This is a genomic window from Roseimaritima multifibrata (genome assembly GCF_007741495.1).
GTDB lineage: Bacteria > Planctomycetota > Planctomycetia > Pirellulales > Pirellulaceae > Roseimaritima > Roseimaritima multifibrata.
The window spans coordinates 6,054,079-6,073,009 of the sequence record NZ_CP036262.1 but is presented as its reverse complement, the minus strand read 5'-3'; the positions used below and the strand labels follow the sequence as shown (position 1 = coordinate 6,073,009).

Below are 18,931 nucleotides of genomic sequence, written 5' to 3'. Positions count from 1 at the left end.
GAGAAACAGCTATAGATTAAATCGTATATCGACGATGAACGTTTTGGAGAATGTCTTTTGGTGAAAAAACAGACCAGCAGAAAATGCGATGCGACACCGGTGGAGCTTCAGGCGGATCCGACGGCTGATGACTTTGCCAAGCTCGCTTGGGCAATTGCACATCCGGCTCGTGTTCAGATCGTGCGTTTTCTGATCGGTCGGCAAGCCTGCATGTGTGGCGAAATCGTCAACCAACTACCGTTGGCTCAGTCGACCGTTTCACAGCACCTAAAGATTTTGAAGGAATCCGGGCTTATTCAAGGTGAAGTCGACGGACCCAAGGTTTGTTACTGTATTAATCCTGAATGCCTTGAATCGCTAAAGGCGTTTGTGAATGAGCTCTGACCTTTTTTTAGAGCATGCAATCGTTTATCGACGATAGGCGTTTTAGTGGAGTGGTGGAAAGGAACCGAGGTGGGAATGGTTGGCATCGGTCGCGGGTGCGACACCTTGCAGTCGGCCGCGTTCGGGAGAGTGTCAAACCGGTTCCGATAGTTGGTCGTTTTATGTTTACTTACAGAAAATGAAGGAATTTCGATGTCTAAGTCCCCTGAAACAAATGATGTTCGTGAGCAGTACGCTTCGGTAGCTCGCAGCCAACTCTCGAATGATTCGAATGCGGTTCGCAGTATCGCCAAGGCCTTCGGGTATTCCGAGGAAGATATTCAATCGTTGCCGACTCAGGCCAATATGGGTGTGTCTTGTGGGAACCCATTGGCGCTTGCAGGGGTTCGCGAAGGCGAGGTGATTGTCGATCTCGGTTGTGGAGGCGGAATGGATGTCTTTCTGGCGGCTCGCAAAGTAGGCGACCAGGGGAAAGTCATCGGGATCGATATGACCGAAGAGATGCTGGCACGTGCGCAGGCGGGGGCGACGCAACTTGGCTTGACGAATGTTGAATTTCATCAGGCAACAATCGACCAGTTGCCGCTAGAGGATAACTCGGTTGATTGTGTGATCAGTAATTGCGTCATCAACTTGGTGCCCGACAAGGGGGCCGTGTTCCGCGAAATCATGCGAGTGTTAAAACCGGGCGGGCGGGTTGCGATCAGCGACATCGGACTTAAGCAACCGCTTCCCGAAGCGATCAAAGAGAGTTTCGAGGCCTATGTCGGATGCATCTCGGGAGCCATCTTGATGGACGCCTATCGGCAGCAATTGGAAGAAGCTGGATTTGATGCTGTGACGGTGACCGATACCGGGGCGGACCTGAATGCTTATGCTCACGCGGCGGATGGTGGTGATTGTTGTGGATCGCCTGATTCGTGTTCGTCTGACAATTCGCTTCACGACGGATTAGCCAACGTGATGAAATCCTTTGATGCCAATCAATTTGCAGCGAGTGTTCGCGTGCATGCGACCAAGGCAGGGGGGGCACCTGCGGCGGCCACTTTGCAACCATCGCAATCGGCTCGCCGCGTCGTGGAAATTTATGACAGGGCGATGTGCTGTTCGACGGGAGTCTGTGGACCACAGGTCGATCCTGAGTTGCCAAAATTCGCAGCCGATCTGGACTGGCTGAAGGAGCAGGGGCACGATGTTTCACGGTTTAACCTCGCACAGAACCCAGCCGAATTCGCGAAGCAACCGATCGTGAATCAAATGCTTGCCGAGCAAGGCGTGGATTGTTTGCCTCTCGTGATCGTCGATGGCGTGATCGTCAGCCGCAGTGAATATCCTTCGCGCGAGAATCTTGCGCTCTGGACAGGGACTCCTCTGAAAACCAAGTCCGCGTTGCCAATGGCTGACGGCGGATGTTGTGGCGGTTCAGGCTGCTGTTAAGCGAGAGCTAAAAGCGGGACTTGGTGGCTTGGTCCCCAGTCCCGGGATTCAGGAGAATCGACGGCGTTTGCTTCGCCGCTTTCTTGTGCAGACGGTGCGTTAATGCCTACTGGTCAGGACGCTCACATCATTCGGTAAATCGAGAACTTAAACATTCGAAAGTCGGAGATCACAATGAAGTTTTTGAACAAGCCCACTCGCAATCTGTTTTTTACAGGTAAGGGAGGAGTCGGGAAAACCTCAATGGCCTGTGCCGCTGCGATCGCTTTGGCAGACCGAGGATCCCGCGTATTGTTGGTCTCGACCGATCCAGCATCGAATCTGGATGAAGTCCTTGCTACCGAGTTGACAAATCATCCTACGGGCGTGGAGTCCGTTTCTAATCTTTGGGCGATGAATATCGATCCTGAATTAGCTGCCAGTGAATATCGGGAACGCATGGTGGGACCCTATCGCGGCGTCCTTCCTGAGGCCGCCGTTCAAAGCATGGAAGAGCAGTTTTCGGGTTCTTGCACTTTGGAAATTGCAGCCTTTGATGAATTTGCAAAGTTGCTTGGTGATGCGTCGGCGACCTCGCAGTTTGATCATATCGTTTTCGATACCGCGCCCACCGGGCATACGTTACGTCTGCTAACGTTACCGTCCGCATGGTCTGGTTTCATGGATGACAATACGTCGGGCACTTCCTGCTTGGGGCCATTGGCGGGGCTACAGGCTCAGCAGGCGATTTACAAACAGACCGTGCAGTCGCTTGGCGACGCGGAAAGAACCACGCTAGTTCTTGTAACACGCCCCGACCTTGCGGCGTTTCGTGAAGCGGAACGCACTAGCCGGGAACTGAGCGAACTTGGAGTCCGGCAGCAACACCTAATTGTCAATGGTGTCTTTGCCGCAGAGGGAGCATCGGATCCGATTGCCGACGCGATGCAGTCACGCTGCGAGCAAGCGATTAACGATATGCCTACAGGGCTAGCAACGTTGCCACAAAGTACCGTTGCACTCGCCCCGCAGGGGTTGGTCGGTGTGGATGCCTTGCGGTGGATTGGCACCGGTCAGTCGATCGCAGTTCAGGCAAAAGCAACCAATAATGAACGAGAGAACCTGGAGAACATTCTCTCTCAAGCAACTCCACTGCAGAAGCTTGTTGACGATATCGCCAATCAGAAGCATGGTGTTATTTTGACAATGGGAAAAGGTGGAGTTGGCAAGACAACCATTGCCGCTGCGGTGGCTGTCTCTTTAGCTGAAAAAGGTTTGAAGGTGCATCTCTCGACCACCGATCCTGCGGCTCATATTGCGGCAGCGATCGCCAGTGACACGCTGGAAGGGATGTCGGTCAGTCGGATCGATCCGCAGCAGGAGGTTCGGAAGTACCGCGATGAAGTGATGAAGTCGGCTGGTGCGGAACTGGATTCGCAGGGTAGGGCACTACTGGAGGAAGATCTGCGTTCGCCTTGTACCGAAGAGATCGCTGTGTTCCGGGCATTCGCAGATGCGGTCGCCGAGGGTGAAGATGGGTTTGTTGTATTAGATACCGCACCGACCGGTCACACGGTTCTACTGCTCGATTCGGCTTTGAGCTACCACCGTGAAGTGACGCGTCAGAGCAGCCAAATGCCTGAGTCTGTGGAAAAGTTGCTACCGCGGTTGCGTGACCCTAATTTTACTCACGTGTTGGTTGTCACGCTGCCGGAATCAACGCCGGTTCATGAAGCCGAGCAATTGCAGAAGGATCTTCGTCGCGCTGAGATCGAACCTTACGGATGGGTGATCAATCAATCCCTAGTTCCCTTGCAGGTCACCGATTCGGTTCTGCTGTGCCGGCAGCACAACGAGCTTCCCTTTATCGAAGAAGTGTTGACGAAGCATGCGAAGCAAACGGTGGTGGTCCCTTGGCAGGCAGAACCGCCGATTGGAGTCACAGGGCTTCGAAATCTGGTTGCGAATTCCAATGGAAATACTTTAACAACATTAAAAGGAGTTTGTTCATGAACGTTGGAAAGCCCATCGATCTGTACCCAAGTCTTTCCGAGTTCATTGCTAAGCGAGAATCGGAATTCGATCAGATACCCGATTCAAGAAAAAGGGAATTGAAGCAACTTGCTGGTTATGTGCGAGATTGCTTGAACGCCGGGAAGGAGGCGGACTTAACGTTTGTTTGCACTCATAATTCTAGACGAAGCCATTTAACGCAAATCTGGGCCAAGGTCGCCGCGGATGCTTTGGGGCTAAACGTAGTGCGGACTTTTTCAGGTGGAACGGAAGCGACCGCAATGAATACGCGAGTCGTCGATTCACTTCGTCGCAGTGGTTTCCTCGTTACGACGGATTCTGCGGGGTCTAGAGATCCAGGAAACCCTGACTATCACGTCGGGTACTCCGATCAGGTAGAACCGCTCAGCTGTTTTTCGAAGGTTTATGATTCGCCGCCCAATCCCACTGAGGGGTACTGTGCGGTCATGACCTGTTCGAGTGCGGATCAAGCTTGTCCGGTGGTGCCGGGGTGCGAGCTGCGATTGCCGATTCGCTACGAAGATCCCAAGGTTGCCGACGATACACCTCAGGAAGCCGAAGTGTATGACGCGCGATCTGAGCAGATTTGCAGAGAGATGTTTTTCGCAATGAAGCAGGTCTAAGGCGGTTTGCGTGAACCTCTTAGCGGCACGGCGCAAGCCGTCCGGCCTTTTGCACGCCAGTTTATCGACGGTCCGTAGGGCTCGCACCCCACCGCGAGGATTTGCGTGACCTCTTAGCGGCACGGCGCAAGCCGTCCGGCCTTTAGCACGCCAGGTTGTCGACGGTCCGTAGGGCTCGCACCCCACCGCGAGGATTTGCATGAACCTCTTAGCGGCACGGCGCAAGCCGTCCGGCCTTTTGCACGCCAGGTTATCGACGGTCCGTAGATCTCGCGCCCTACCGCGAGGATTTACGTGAACCTCCTAGCGGCACGGCGCAAGCCGTCCGGCCTTTTGCACGCCAGGTTGTCGACGGTCCGTAGGGCTCGCACCCCACCGCGAGGATTTACATGAACTTCTTAGCGGCACGGCGCAAGCCGTCCGGCCTTTTGCACGCCAGGTTATCGACGGTCCGTAGATCTCGCGCCCTACCGCAAGGATTTGCGTGACCTCTTAGCGGCACGGCGCAAGCCGTCCGGCCTTTTGCACGCCAAGTTATCGACGGTCCTTAGGGCTCGCACCCCACCGCAAGGATTTGCGTGACCTCTTAGCGGCACGGCGCCGCTAAGAAAGTAGATGGCATTGGACGCAAGGCGTCCGGTCTTGTTGCAATAGCGTTACCGGGTTGTCCGGGCCGCACAGCAAAAAGCCTCGCGGGGAAGCCAATCCACTACCCCCGGCACTTGCTCGAAACGCTTAACTCAATGTTGTCGCAAGTTAAACTCGCGGAAATAGAAGAGAGCGTGCAATCATACACGCTCTCCATTGGTTGGTACCGGAGGGCTATTTCTCTTCGGCCGGTTCACTCTCCTTCGCAGGCGTTTCTTGTTTCGGCTTTAGTGTTGCAAGGAATTGTGTCAACATTCCCGCCAAGCGACTGTTCTGCTTTGTTGCCAATTCAATAGCCGTTTCAGTGGTTTTAATAGCCTGCTCCGTCTCACCATTCGCTTTTTGCCACTGGGCTAACAGGTATAGAAACCCTAGTTCATTGGGGTTCGATTCCACAGCTTTGTTGGCAGCTTCGGCGGCGAGGGCGAAAACTGAATCGGGTAGTTCTTTGCGTTGTAGCTTTGCTGTGAGAACATCCCGAGAAATCGCGGCTAAGGCGCTGGCATCGTCACCATGGTCGGCAATGTATTGAGTCATTAGAGGCTCAGCATCTTCGCCGGCTGTGGTGATCAGGATTCCGGCGCGGGCTTGTTTAAGGCGACCGTGCTGGGCTTCATATTCTTCGTTCGCAATCAGGGTATCAAAGATTTTGATTGCCTCATCGCTCTTGCCTGCATTTGCCAAATTGAGCGCCGTCCGGAAATTGCGAGAGAGCTCCGCTTGCAACCATTTCTTCTTTTGTGCTGCCGCGAATTCGACTCCAAAAGCTTCGCGGTCCCACTTGTCTGCTAGGACTTGCTCAAGAGGCTCTTCCATGCGCATTGGGTGTCCGATCCACTCGATCAATCCCGACTTTCCTACAATGAATGCACAGGGGATGCCTGTCTGGCCAGCAGCTTGGAAATAATCTTCAAATGTCGAGCGATCTGGGTCACAGGTTAAAGAGTAGGTGCTGGTTAATTCTCGGTAGGTTTTGTCCTCTTCATTGCGGACCGGTTTCTCGAGAAAAGTCTCGACTGTTTCTAGCGGTTCACGAGAGACACTAATTAGTTGGACGCCTTGATCGGCATACTTCTGCTGCGTCTCGCTTAGGTGAGGCATCGCTGCGATGCAGGGACCGCACCAGGTCGCCCAAAATTCGACGATATAGACTTTGCCGGATTCTAGTTTGGTGGTGTGGGGAAATTGGCCCTTGCCGTCGCTGACCCAATGCTCGATGTCAATTGCGGGGGCCTTTGATCCGATGGTCATTGTCGGTCCATCGGCGGCGAGGACAGCACTAGACAGAGTCAGCAGCGGAACCACGCATATGGCTGACAATAGTTGGAATGGTCGAGAGAATTTTGACATCGACGATCTCCGAATTGAAGTCGAGGTTAGGTAGAGAACAGATGGTTTGAAGGTGCCGATCGAATAACGAATGAGCGGGACGTTTCCGATAGGCTTTGAAACGTCTCTCTAACGTACAGAATCAATCAGATGCTTCGCGTTGCGCTGGTTAGTACTCGAGGCCAGGGGGTGAGTCGCCGTTCTGTGGAAACCTTTCGACCCGAATTAAATTCGAGTCATTCTGGCATGTTAGCTGTTTGGGTGCGTCCAAATGCGAAAATGCCATTTGCCGTGAAACCGTCGTCGGTCCAGTTTGAAACCTCTGGTGAAGAAAGGAACAAGAATAGAAGGAGAAGAGCAGGCATCTAAGCTGAGGGTTAGCTTAACACGTATTCATGTTCCGGTTCAAGTTTGTGATTTTTGCGTGCATGCCCGGTAACTGGAAAAGAGCAGGGCGTCGCCGGACCGGTGGAGGGCTTCAGCAGGTTTAATCGCCTAAGATTATGCTGGGCGTTGGAGAAAAGGCCCATTGGTGAGGCAATGAACTGGGCTGGTGGCAACCTGAATCGTCGCCTTTTGCGGCGCGAAAGGCGACAATCTTTTTCCGCGTCTGGTATCACTCAATCGCTCCAGCAAACGCCGATTGCAATCGGCGTTTGCTGAGGTTCTGTGAACGGTCGCTGCGGAGCTTGAGGATTTCCCGCTGATTTGTCCGCTGTGAAAAAGGTTTTCCCAATTATTTGATCGCGGTCATGAAACCGCGGTCCGCGATGGTTGATTGGAATTCAGCGGGTTGGAATCCGGCATTCGCTAACATCGAATTGTACTCGCCGACCGAATAGCATTTACCTTGCGTAATGTTCATCAACAAAGCGGAATACTCAGCGACTGCTAGAGGGCCTGCTTTTTCTGCATTGATGATGGCATCGTGGATGACTAGCGTTCCTTTGGGCGGTAGCAGGGCGTACGCTTTGTTGATTAAGGATTGGGCTTCTGGCCAATCCCAGTCATGTAAGACATTCGACATTAAGACGACGTCCATGGCGGGAGCGTTGCTTAGGCTGGTCTGCCAGTCATTCGAAAACATGTCGCCACTGAAGATGGAAACTTTTTCGCTCAGTCCGTATCGTTCAATCTCGCTACGCACGATTGCGTCGACGGGTGCCTGTTCCCAAACGGTCGCTCGGAGGTGTGGATTATGAGCGACCATTGTCGCGGAATAGATTCCCGACCCACCCGCTACATCGAGCAAGTGTTTTGATTCGCTCAGTTTCGGTATAAGAGACTTTGCCAGATGCTGTCCGAGTGCCAATCCGCGACAGTTCATTAGCCCAGTAAAGCTACGAGCGAATTGCGGGTCCTTCATCGATTCATGCCAGTCAGCACCGTCGGACTTCGCCTGCCAGTTTGCAGGTTTTCCAGTACGAAGGATTGAGGCGAAATCTTTCAGGATTTTGGAATCTGCGATCGGTTGATAGTACGGTCCGAGGAACCAAGGGCTGGTGCTAGTCAGGTGTTCTTGACCGACGATTGAAAGTGAAGAAAGCCCCGAATCGTCTGCTCGGTAGTTGCCGTCGCAAATCTCTTCGGACGTGATGAATCCGCTCGCTCTGCAAAGCGTCAGCAGCACATCGGCGGGGCGTGCGTGCCAATCGAAGTGTTCGCAAATCACGGAGAGCGAACTTCGCGGGTTGTCCTGCAGCCAAGAAAAGAAATCGAATTCAATAATTGCCGCACCAATCAAGTCCGCAGCATATTGCCGATCACGGAATCGCAGTACATTTGCCGGATCACTTTGGGGAAGATTGTTCAGTCGTAGGTCGTTCAATTGGGGCGCTCGGTCAGCCAGAGATTAAAGACAGAATAGGTCCGCGGGAACAAGAATAATGACAGTCTATGTCAGAACGAGTGACCGTCTATGTGCGGGCCTATATCGCGGTTCTCGAAAAAGCAGATATCGTTTAAGAAGATATTGTTGAATGTCTAGTTTGGTATGTTGACCAGTTCGAATTGCCCCGTTTTCCACGGCTGGCCTTGCACGGCCAGCCTTGTCGGTTTTTAAAAGAGTCTGCTCGACTTATGGCTACGCCGTGGTCAGTTTGCCGCGGGGATTTGATTGTCTGTTTCCCCTCTTTCCTTTTTGATCTGCGCAGGGGTGCCAAGATATTTCACGCTCGCATTCTTGATCGTGCCATTGAACTTGAACGGGGCTAGGTCGTAGTATTCAAGCCCTACCGGCGAGCCCAGGTCGATACCGAAATCGAGTGCGTCGTTAGCGGTGAACAACAAGGGTGCGCTCGTCGGCACGATGCCGGATGCAATTTCCTTGCCGTCAACGCTTAGGACTACCTTTAGTGGGCCGGCTGGTTTGGGCTCGACATAAGTCGTCTTGACCTCGATCTTGTGTTTGCCCGCAGCCAGTTTGCCTTTGGCTCGGATGTGAGTACGTTGGATTTCAAACAGATTGTATTCGTAGCTCAAGACGTTTTCTTTTACGTACAGGGTCAGCCCTCCGGAGAATCCGCCGAGTGCATAGATCACACCATTGGCATTGGCGGGGACGTCGGTGTTCACGGTGACCACGTTGTCTTTATTGCCCAGAGACGGCGCAGCCACTTCTGGCATGCGTGTAATCGCGACCGGGAAGTTCCACGAGGTGTATGGCGGCACCAATCGCAACTCTGGATGCAATAAGGGAACCCAGAGCCCGCCACCGACAGGCAAGCCCTGGTTCTCGGTAAGCTCGATCAAGAATAGTTTCTTCATCTCCTCTAGCTTCGCAGGCATTTTGTCCGCTAGGTCGTTGGCCTGAGTCCAGTCTTCGTTGAGGTTATAAAGCTGCCACTTGTCGTTGGCCGGATTCCATTCTTTGATCCCGGCGGGCAGACCTGACTCCCAGGGCAAACGCGGACCAATTGCAGAGGCGATCCAACCGTCGTGATAAATCGCGCGGCTGCCCATTATTTCAAAATACTGGGTCGGTTGCACTTCCTTGGCACTGGCGTCGTTGAGCGTGCTTTTGAAACTGATGCCGTCGATTTTGTCCTGCGGAACGCCGTTGACCATGCGCGGCGGAGTGATGTCGAGGATGTCGTAGATGGTCGGAACCACATCGTTGACGTCCAGAAATTGGGAGTGTGGCTTGGCAGTTGGTTTGATTTTCGCAGGCCAACGCACGGCCATCGGATTACGTGTGCCGCCAAAGTAGGAAGCCAACAACTTGGTGCCCTGATAGGGGGACGCACCGGCCCAGGCCCAACCAGCGTGATACATGTTGTCTGTCTTAGGGGAACCGAGGACATCTAGACCACCGAGCGAATCGAGCGCTTCGATCTGCTGTTGGGTGGTGGTTGGAATGCTGTTCTGCGCGAGCAATTCACTGATGGTGCCGTTCTGGCCTTCGGCCGAGGCGCCATTGTCACCCCAGATGTAGAAAATCATGGTGTTTTCTCCGTAGCCGAGATTGTCGATCTCGTCCACGATCCGGCCGACTTGCACATCGGCGTGTTCCGTGAATCCTGCGTAGACTTCCATCAGGCGTCGCTGGAATGGCTTTTCGTCTTCAGGGATCGAATCCCACGATGCCAAGGTTGGTGGGCGTGGAGTCAACTGCGCATTCTTCGGGATCCAGCCCAGTTCCTTGGCACGTACGTAAACGCGTTTTCGGTACTCGTCCCAGCCGTCGTCGAACTTGCCCTTGTACTTGTCCGCCCATTCTTTCGGTACCTGGTGCGGGCCATGGGAGGCGCCGCTAGCCCAGTACATAAGGAACGGCTTGTCCGGGGCGAACGCCTTGTGATCTTTCAGCCAGTGAATCGCATCATCGGCCAGGTCTTCGCTCAGGTGGTAGTAATCGTGTCCGTCGGAAGTATGGGGGTGGTCGACGTAAGTCGTGTTACGCACCAGTTGCGGTTCGTACTGTGAAGCTTCGCCAGCCAAGAAACCGTAAAAGTACTCGAAACCGTAGCCGGCAGGCCAGAAGTCGAAGGGGCCCGCGGCGGTGATCTGCTGAGCGGGGGTATTATGCCACTTGCCCCAGGCAGCGGTTCTGTAGCCGTAATTCTTGAGTACCTCAGCTACGGTGGCGCTACTCTTTGGGATGATACCTACGTATCCGTCCCAGTCGTTGGCCAGTTCTGTGATCTGACCGTTGCCGACGCGGTGATGGTTGCGTCCGGTTAGCAGTGCTGCGCGAGTTGGCGAACACATCGCCGTAGTGTGAAAGCGATTGTACGCGACGCCTTCTTTGCTGATCTTGTTTAGAGTCGGGGTGTGGATTTCACCGCCGAACGCATCGGTTTGACCGGGACCAACGTCATCGATCAGCACGATGAGAATGTTGGGTGCATCGTCGGGAAGGCGGTTCTCGGCTGGTAGCGGATTGTATGTGGACTGCTGCATGCTGTAGGCAGCGGTGCTGCCGGAGGCACTGGGCGGGAACGGCAGGTTCTCCTGAGCCCCAACTGGAATCGCAAGGATTACCCCAAGGGTTGCGATGAGTATCCTGTTGAAAACTTTCTTGTCCATGGTGTAATTCCGAATGTGTTTTTGGGCTTTAAGGCAATCGATTTCAGCTAGTCGCGTCCCGCATGAAATGATAATTGTATCGTGGCTGAGACGCGAACTTTCCATAGTGCACGGTCCCAAGTCGAGCAGCACGTTCTCGAATCGCCAAAATTCAGGACAGTCTAGGACAGAGGTAAGGACAGTCTATGCGCGGGAGGGGAGATGACGTTTGCTAGCTTTGTTTTTTTAGGGATTGAGCTTTTTTTGTGCACGATATGGACTTTGTTGAGTCGCTTTTGAGGCTCTTTTGGGGCGTTTTTTGGCCCTGTTGATGTACCGGTAGCGGTCACAGGCCCGTTTCTTGACTTTTGTGATGCTTTAATCGACTGGTCGATCCGAATTCGCGGTTAAACGCTCGCCCACGTGTTGTCGATTGGGACAGAGCCTCCGCCCGCTTGACGCTGAGCGATCGCAATACGTGTTTGCAGATCGACCGGCGATGCATAACGTCGCCCCATTTGTGCGTGTCGCTCGGCTAATTCGTCGATGTTGATATTCTCTCCTGCCAGTTTTAATGGGCTCCGGAATATGTTGGCCGGCAGACGATCAGTCGCCTGAAGTTCCGGTCGGGCCTGGAGGGCTAAATGCCAAAGCAGCTCTTGGTAGGCCTCCAGTTTCATCGGGACACAACCTAGGCTGTCGCTTAACGCTTCTCGCTTCCGAACGCGTTCCTCGATCTGTTCGGCGGTAAGTTTATTGGCGACGACGACCTGTTTCCCGTCGACTTCGGTTTCCAGTTCCAACGGCGCCAACCATGACTCGAGATCGGCCGCCTCGCCTTCTAACGTTGTCAATCGTTCGCTGATCGAGACTTCCGCAAAATCGTCCAGTGCGTCGGCCAAGCCGGCTCGCAGTGGGTTCAAATCAACGTACAGCATCCCTGCCAAAATTTCCTCTTCCGTAGGCAAACGATTCATCTGGAATCGATTGCCGAATAGATGACCGGTTACTTGGTCTTCTTTGTTGCAGCGTCGGGAAAGTGTTTGGCACATCTGACGAACGAACCACGAAATATTCGACAACCGTGCTCGCCGCTCTTCGACTGCCTCGGGGTCGTTGACGATCTTAGCGATTTCGGCTTCGGTGATCTTTCCACCGTTCTTGTTTCGACACTTCGCGCGTGACGTGACGGAAAGCCAGCGAATCGCGACCTCACGTGGCGTTAACTTGGTCGCTAGGTCGGGCCGATTGCGTAAGATGGCGTGCCAGTGATTGGACATGATGCTGTACGCCAAAACATCGATACAGAAGAAGCGTGCTAGCAAAGCCATGCGGTCGCGATACCATCCTCGCCGGTCCCTATAATCGTTTTCTGAAGTAAGGTCGATTCCGAATAGATAAATACCGCGAGTCGTTTTGTTCATCGCATGATATACGCCTATTTCGTTCGCCTTGAACACTTCACTGCGATTTACATTGCACATTTTGCCTGCCCCATGCATGAGAAAAGAGTGAGTCAACATCGATAGATGTATCCTACCGCTGTCGGGGGAGATGTGTAGACGTGATTTTGTGAAAAAGTCAAGAAAGTGCACCGGAATTCGGCTAGTAAACGATTGCTAGTGAATCGAATTACTTTGCTAGCAGGGGCTTGAAGTTTATGACTGACGAAAGTCTGACTCCGGATCCGCCCCGTTTGTTTCCGCCCCGCTTGCTTCGCAATCAATTGCCTCGACGCTTTTGGCTCGACGAAAACAAATGAGGAACCGCAGGCTGCCGAAGTCTCCACTCCATTCGTCAACGAGGGACAGCAATTGCGGGAAGCGATCCCTCTGACGCAGCGGGTTGCGATTTTCAGATGCCTTGCCCTACAACAGCAGTTTGATCGGAAACCGTCACCAATACTTTGCATGTCCCTGCTAGCGAAAATTATGCAAAAGCTTCTTTGACCGCTTCGCCGCCGAAGACGGTGGGGACTTCGTCCCTGCCGTGGTGGTTGTACGTCAAGCGGTTCGCGTCGATGCCTAAGGCATGGAGAATCGTCGCGTGGAAGTCGTGCGGCGACACGGGGCGTTCGATAGCGACATAACCTAGTGGGTCGGTCGCCCCGATGATTTGGCCTCCTTGTATGCCACCGCCCGCCAGCCATGTCGTATAGCCGGCGGGTGAGTGGTCACGTCCCTTGCCGCGGCCTTCCTTTGTTGGAGTTCGCCCGAACTCGCCCGCCCAAACCACAAGGGTTGATTTAAGTAGGTCACGCTGGCGAAGGTCTGTCAGTAGGCTTGCTATCGGCCCATCGGTGCGCGACGCCATTTTGGAATGGTTTGCCTGAATGTTTCCATGGGCATCCCAGCCCCCGACTCGGACTTGCACAAAACGGACACCTCGTTCCACCATTCGCCGAGCAAGCAGGCACGCTTTACCTACCGATTTACTTTGCGGGTTGTCTAATTCATAAAGTTGGTGAGTTTGTTGTGTCTCTTTGGAAATGTCAAACAAATCGGGGGCGGCTGTTTGCATTCGGAAAGCCGTTTCATACGAATCTATCCGAGCCTGTAGTTCGCTTTGTTCACCCGATTGCCGTAAGTGGCGATCGTTAAACCAGTGGATCAAATCGAGTTGCTGCCTGCGGTCCTGCTCCGTGGTGTTGGGAGGCATTGCGACATGTCGGATCCCTTTCGAGGGGTCAACAATGGTTCCTTGGAAACCCGAAGGCAAAAAACCGGATCCCCATCCAGCACCTTGTGGATATTGCATCCCGTCGGAGTGAAGGTTCATCGTAATAAAAGCTGGAAGGTTTTCGTTCGCTGTGCCTAGCCCATACAGCGACCAGCTGCCGATGCTAGGGCGATCGCCTGCGGAGGTCCCTGTCAATGCGACACATTCGCCCGGGCCGTGAACTGGGTTGTTGTGCTGCATCGAACGAATCACACATAAGTCGTCGACCTGCTTAGCAACATTGGGAAACAATTCCGAAACCGGGATTCCACTTTCGCCATGGTTTTTAAATTTCCATGGCGACCGCATAAGGTTCTTGATGCCAGCTCGTTTGATTCGGGGGATCGACGCAGCAATGCTCTCAGGAACATCCTCTCCTTCTAGTCGATCTAATTCGGGCTTTGGGTCGAACGTATCGACTTGGCTGGGGCCGCCCGACATAAACAGGAAAATAACATTGGAGGCCGTTGCGGGATGATGCAGGACCGTGGGCCCCGTTGCGGCATGCGCAAGCCTATTTGTGCAGGTTGCTGCGGCGGCGCTTAAACCTGCTCCGTATAGAAAATGCCTGCGGTCGATCCAGCGGTGGGTATTCATGCGTATCTTTAATTCACGTACAAAAATTCGCTAAGGTTCAGAACGGCCAAGCATAAAGACTCCAAAGAGTTCTCGCTCAGGAATTCATTTAGTCTTGCCACTTCTTCTGCCTCTGCGTTGCGTCCCAGTGCAATCCGGATGGCCGCAGCGGCGTAATCACTTTCGTCGGTTGATTTCCGCAGGCGATCAGCAAATGCTTGGCTGACATTCTGCATAAATTCACTGTTCAGCAAATACAGCGGCTGTAAGCTGACGGTTGATGTTCGTCGTCGCGAGCAAGTGGAAAGGGCTGGTGGGCTATCGAAAAGAGTCAAGGATTCGGCGATGCGTTCGCGTTCTTGTTGTAGGTAGACGCTGCGCCGAAAGGAGTCGCTATCAGCTGTATCTGGAACGCTTGGCCCACCGTCTGTTTGCTCAAGTTTTCCCGCGACGAATAAGGCTGAGTCGCGAATCGCCTCCGATTCAAGGCGTCTGGGAGTCCATCGCCAAATTGTTGTGCATTCGGGATCCAGGTCGAAATGGGACTTTGAAAAAGCGTCCGATTGCCGGTAGGTTGCTGATTGAAGGATCAACCGATGTATGTGTTGTGTGCTCCATCCGCTGTCGATCAATTCGTTGGCAAGCCAATCGAGCAATTCCGGGTGGGTAGGGGGAGTGCCTTGGGTACCGAAGTCGCCTGAGGTTTTAACGATTCCTGTACCGAAGTGCCATTGCCAAATTCGGTTCACCCAAACGCGGGCAGTTAATGGGTTGTCAGAGGAGCCCATCCACGCGGCCAAGTCGGTTCGTGAGTCGGCGGAATCGGGCGTCGGGCCAAATGCTGCGGGCCAGCCAGGCTTTACCTCTGGGCCGACCGACTTAACGTCCCCACGAATTCGTATGAACGTCTTGAGACTTTCGATTGCGGCGCGGTCGTTGGGCAGTGGTGAACGCATCTCGTGAGGAGCGACTGTCGTCTGGCTGTTTGCCCCCGTCCAGCCCCAGACTTGTGGAACGGACCCGATCGCAGTTTCGAGGTCTTTGTATACCTGCCGTTCGGTGGGATTCAGGCTGGCAACGATGGTTGTTGGGGTCACCAGAATTGGCTCGGGGATGCCCGCAATTCGCTTTTTTTCAACGATGCGTGCGCGAACGGAAGCGAGCAGTTGCTGCCGAGTGGTGGTCCATGATTTGGCATCCGGTACGTTACGCGTTAACAGCAGATTCCCGGGCTGACCGCGAGTAAAGAAGGCTTGGAAACGGTAATAGTCGCGAATCGTAATCGGATCAAATTTATGGGTGTGGCACTGCGCACATCCCATTGTCATTCCTAAAAACGTTTGAGCTGTCGCGTTCACGACGTCGACCAAAATGTCATTTCGCTGGATCTCTTTGTCTAATTCATTGCCACTATAGCGAGCCGCTGCTAGGAATCCTGTTGCTTGGAGAGACTGCGACGCGGCCGGCAATTCGTCACCGGCGATCTGTTCTCGAATGAAGAGATCGTAGGGTTTGTCGGTTCGGAAGCTGTCGATGACGTAGTCGCGGTACCGCCATGCGTGAGGCCGAGATCGGTTGTGTTGATGCCCATTGCTCTCTCCCCATCTGGCAAGGTCCAACCAGTGCCTTCCCCAGCGTTCTCCATAGGCCTGAGAGGCCAGTAGTTTATCAATCCAGCGGTCAAGTTGTTCGTGGCTGTTGGCAAGTTCTAAGCCAGGGAATGCGGAGGGTGGTAGGCCTGTCAAATCGAGCGAGATTCGCCGTTGTAGCGTTGCCCAGTCGGCGGACTTGGTCGAGGCGGTTCCGAGGTCATTTTGCTTACTTTGGATGAACGCATCGATCGGCGACCGTGCCCTCGTGTTCGGTTTCGTCGCAGGAGGGTGTGGCACGGTGAGCGGTTGGAATGCCCAGTGATCGGAGTCCAAAACAGGAGACGGTAGCAGTTTCTGATCCCAGGAAACACCTTCGTCGATCCAACGTCGCAACACTTTGATTTGCTTGTCGCTTACCTTGCTTGCCGCCGTGTCGGGAGGCGGCATTTGGATCGCGGGATCTGACGATTCAATCAACGCAATCAGGTGGCTGGATTTGGCATCACGCGGTGATACTTGGTTCAAAATTTCGTCGTAACTGTCCAGGCGAATTCCTGATTCAGAGTCTTCACCGCTGTGACATTCGAAGCAATGGTCTCGCAAGATCGGGTACACCTCTTTGCGGAAATCAACCGTCTGATTTATCGCTTGATTCGCAGGAGGCATTGAGGGCGGTGGCGAGGTTGTTTTCGGCTTGTTTCCTCGATCGATTTCGAGCGTTAAACCGAAGGATGCAAGCCAGCTGGTTGCAACGGAAACTTCGGATACGGAAATTCGATCATCAGGTTCCGTTTTTCCTCCAGTTGAAAATCCGATCCAATGGATTGATTGAATCGCGTCTTTTCCTGTCAAACGAATCGTAGGCTTAGCCTCTTCTGTAATTTTGGGGTCGATCCAAACTCGCATTTGGTCGTAGCGATTGCCTGATCCGGGGTTTGATCGGGAGAGGCAAGCCAGGACGTTGTAGACTCGGTCACCTTGCAATTCCACGTCGCCAAAAGTCTCGCTGGCGGACGAAAATCGGGCCATGAACGCATTTTTGTTTTGATTGACGTGAATCCCAATGTTCGGGATGCCGCCGCTATGGCCGGCTCCGTCGCCACCATCTTGTTCATCAATCCACAAAACCAAAAATTCACCATTCCCATCCGCCGGGGTATCGATGCTTGCTGCGTCGTACCGAAGTTGAAACCGTACAAAAAACTGGTCTCCGTCAAACCTTTGATCTAATTGACGCCGCAACGGATTGTTTCGTTTTCCTGTCCCGCGGATTTCAAACCATTGCGAAACCCCACCAGCTTGCGACATCGTCCACTCATCGGACCATCCAATCGATTTGTCCGCGGCGGGAAGAACCGCAGCGAAATAGGAGCACAACGCAGAGAGGCAGCTCAGGAGAAGAATGGTGGGACGCATTGATCAGGACTGGATGCAGCAGAATGTGAATGAAGGCCGACCAATATCATAACCGATACCATTCACCGACGTCGAATTGACCAATGCAGGGAGCCATCAGGCCTGCTATGGCTTGTTGTTTGTCCCGTTAGCGTGTGCGAATAATACCCGTCTTCCTGGCTCGCTAAGGTAAATTTAGCGGCGCGTTGCACTTGAGCCGAGTGGTTTATAGCGATCGGACCGAACAACGTGAGGGCTGGAAGGCGTGTCGATCGAATCGTCGAATTGGCTTTTGTCGTTCGCTTCAATGCTCTGCAGGGCTGCTTGCAGACGCCGCTTTTGATCTTGTTCACCGAGTGCTTTGATGGAACTTATTGCAGTCGGGCGGGAAAGTCGGCAATGTTGGCTGGGCAGCCAGCACGCCCTGCGGAGCCAGATCTATTTTCCATTGATCACTAGGCCTGGGGCGCGCAAGGGATGTCCTTGCGTCCGGCTGCCTGCGAATAGGCAACAGGTTCCAGCCTTCCCATGCATCGCGGAATCCCGTTGAGGAGGTCACCGTTCGCCTTCAGGAGTCTTAGGTTGAGGGCTGTCAAATGCTTGTCGCCAAGTTCGGCTCGTTTCGAGTGGAGCGTCGCGGTACATCTCGCCCCGTCAAAGGTGGTTTTAGAGCCTTGGTGGAGGATCACGCCTCGGACGCTGCGGAGCGGTTTGCTGGTCGGCTATTTCAAATCGCTGGACTCCCATTAGCGTTCGGATTCACCTTGGTTTCCTTTGTTCGTCGGCTGAGTGAGGTCAGGATTCGCCGACGTTTTTTCATGAGCGTTCAGCCATTTTTCTAAAGCATCTTTGTCAGCGGATGAAATTCCTTTTTTGCGAAGATGCTGTTGCTCAAATTCAAGGACAGATTTTATCGTCAGGTTGTTTGGGTGCTTCAGGTCTGGTGCCGCGCCAGCTTTTAGCAGACTTAAGCAGATGTCCGCACGATTCCATGTGATCGCTCTGAATGCGGCTGTCGAATGAAATTCGCCTCGAGCGTTAATGTCAACGCCGGTTTGGAGGACAGCCTGCAGGACGGAGTCTATGACCGAAGATGCGATCCTGGCGCGTGTTAAGGTTAGTAACGTCGTGTCGTTCTTTGCGTTTCGAAGATTTGGTTTGTGAGTATGTTTCGCCGCAAGTATTGTAAATTGCCAAGCAATGTCTTGGATGGAAGTGAACAGGATGGTGTCGCCTTTGAGAAGATAGTGACGCAACCTTTTGCAAAAAATATGATCTGTAAGTGGAATGTCTGGGCTGGCCCCGGCTTCCAGTAGCAGTCTAAAGGCGATGATGTTGTTGTCTAAGTAGGCCCAGTGAAGCAATGTGAAATTTTTGGTCCCCTGATGGTTTAGATCTTTTGCGTTCGCAATTCCTTTCTTTAGTTGTTCCGGAGATCCGTCCGAAATGGTGTCGCAAAGGGCAATCGTGTCGGGGTCTTCAAAAAAAGTTTCAGGAGTCCAGCCTTCCGTTTTCCAAATCTCTGTTTCTTGTTCAGCCCCACGTCGATAAACCGGGCCATACGGAAGGTCGTAAAGTATCGTTACAGACTTGACCGGATCGCGAGGTACGGCGTTGGCATTCGGTGCTGGCGAAATAAGATACAGTAATGCAGCGAGTGTCATTGGGCGAATAAACATCATAGCTGAAATCTTTGTTTTTTTAGAAGGT

The 18,931-nt window shown here is 53.3% G+C and carries 11 protein-coding genes; 4 read left to right on the top strand and 7 right to left on the bottom strand.

Annotated features, from left to right (window positions below; genetic code table 11):
- Positions 1-99 precede the first annotated feature (99 nt).
- The 4 genes from FF011L_RS22020 (at position 100) to FF011L_RS22005 (ending at position 4,457) form a co-directional block, all read left to right on the top strand.
- Positions 100-384, top strand: a complete 285-nt coding sequence (locus tag FF011L_RS22020; RefSeq protein ID WP_145355777.1) for an ArsR/SmtB family transcription factor — start codon at positions 100-102, stop codon at positions 382-384.
- 192 nt (positions 385-576) lie between these two features.
- A complete protein-coding gene (gene arsD / locus FF011L_RS22015) occupies positions 577-1,821 on the top strand; it encodes an arsenite efflux transporter metallochaperone ArsD (RefSeq protein WP_246109565.1) in 1,245 nt (414 codons plus the stop codon).
- A 174-nt stretch (positions 1,822-1,995) separates the two neighbouring features.
- Positions 1,996-3,813: an arsenical pump-driving ATPase gene (gene arsA / locus FF011L_RS22010; RefSeq protein WP_145354128.1), complete on the top strand. Its 1,818-nt coding sequence runs from the start codon at positions 1,996-1,998 to the stop codon at positions 3,811-3,813.
- The gene (locus FF011L_RS22005; RefSeq protein ID WP_145354127.1) at positions 3,810-4,457 is read left to right on the top strand and encodes a low molecular weight phosphatase family protein; all 648 of its coding nucleotides are present in this window, start codon (positions 3,810-3,812) and stop codon (positions 4,455-4,457) included. The genes arsA and FF011L_RS22005 overlap by 4 nt, the downstream gene beginning before the upstream one ends.
- An 822-nt stretch (positions 4,458-5,279) precedes the next feature.
- On the opposite strand, the gene FF011L_RS22000 is transcribed toward FF011L_RS22005, so the two are convergent.
- The 7 genes from FF011L_RS22000 to FF011L_RS21970 form a co-directional block, all read right to left on the bottom strand.
- Complete coding sequence (locus tag FF011L_RS22000; RefSeq protein ID WP_145354126.1) at positions 5,280-6,455, bottom strand: TlpA disulfide reductase family protein; 1,176 nt, start codon at positions 6,453-6,455, stop codon at positions 5,280-5,282.
- Positions 6,456-7,170: 715 nt separating this feature from the next.
- The gene (locus FF011L_RS21995; protein ID WP_145354125.1) at positions 7,171-8,262 is read right to left on the bottom strand and encodes a methyltransferase; all 1,092 of its coding nucleotides are present in this window, start codon (positions 8,260-8,262) and stop codon (positions 7,171-7,173) included.
- 266 nt (positions 8,263-8,528) lie between these two features.
- Positions 8,529-10,961, bottom strand: coding sequence for an arylsulfatase (locus FF011L_RS21990; protein WP_218932805.1), 2,433 nt, complete (start codon positions 10,959-10,961; stop codon positions 8,529-8,531).
- 386 nt (positions 10,962-11,347) lie between these two features.
- A complete protein-coding gene (locus tag FF011L_RS21985) occupies positions 11,348-12,463 on the bottom strand; it encodes a hypothetical protein (RefSeq protein ID WP_145354124.1) in 1,116 nt (371 codons plus the stop codon).
- Positions 12,464-12,869: 406 nt separating this feature from the next.
- On the bottom strand, positions 12,870-14,255 hold the full coding sequence (locus tag FF011L_RS21980) for a DUF1501 domain-containing protein (protein WP_145354123.1): 1,386 nt from the start codon (positions 14,253-14,255) through the stop codon (positions 12,870-12,872).
- Positions 14,256-14,263: 8 nt separating this feature from the next.
- A complete protein-coding gene (locus FF011L_RS21975; RefSeq protein WP_145354122.1) occupies positions 14,264-17,242 on the bottom strand; it encodes a PSD1 and planctomycete cytochrome C domain-containing protein in 2,979 nt (992 codons plus the stop codon).
- Between the two features lie 725 nt (positions 17,243-17,967).
- Positions 17,968-18,903 (bottom strand): ankyrin repeat domain-containing protein, encoded by a 936-nt coding sequence (locus tag FF011L_RS21970; RefSeq protein ID WP_145354121.1) that lies wholly within the window; start codon positions 18,901-18,903, stop codon positions 17,968-17,970.
- Positions 18,904-18,931 lie beyond the last annotated feature (28 nt).

Coding starts and splice junctions, on each gene's coding strand:
- FF011L_RS22005 (WP_145354127.1), top strand. CDS start 3,810: ATGAACGTTGGAAAGCCCATCGATCTGTACCCAAGTCTTTCCGAGTTC.
- FF011L_RS21980 (WP_145354123.1), bottom strand. CDS start 14,255: ATGAATACCCACCGCTGGATCGACCGCAGGCATTTTCTATACGGAGCA.
- FF011L_RS21975 (WP_145354122.1), bottom strand. CDS start 17,242: ATGCGTCCCACCATTCTTCTCCTGAGCTGCCTCTCTGCGTTGTGCTCC.
- FF011L_RS21970 (WP_145354121.1), bottom strand. CDS start 18,903: ATGATGTTTATTCGCCCAATGACACTCGCTGCATTACTGTATCTTATT.
- arsD (WP_246109565.1), top strand. CDS start 577: ATGTCTAAGTCCCCTGAAACAAATGATGTTCGTGAGCAGTACGCTTCG.
- FF011L_RS22000 (WP_145354126.1), bottom strand. CDS start 6,455: ATGTCAAAATTCTCTCGACCATTCCAACTATTGTCAGCCATATGCGTG.
- FF011L_RS21985 (WP_145354124.1), bottom strand. CDS start 12,463: ATGTTGACTCACTCTTTTCTCATGCATGGGGCAGGCAAAATGTGCAAT.
- FF011L_RS21990 (WP_218932805.1), bottom strand. CDS start 10,961: ATGGACAAGAAAGTTTTCAACAGGATACTCATCGCAACCCTTGGGGTA.
- arsA (WP_145354128.1), top strand. CDS start 1,996: ATGAAGTTTTTGAACAAGCCCACTCGCAATCTGTTTTTTACAGGTAAG.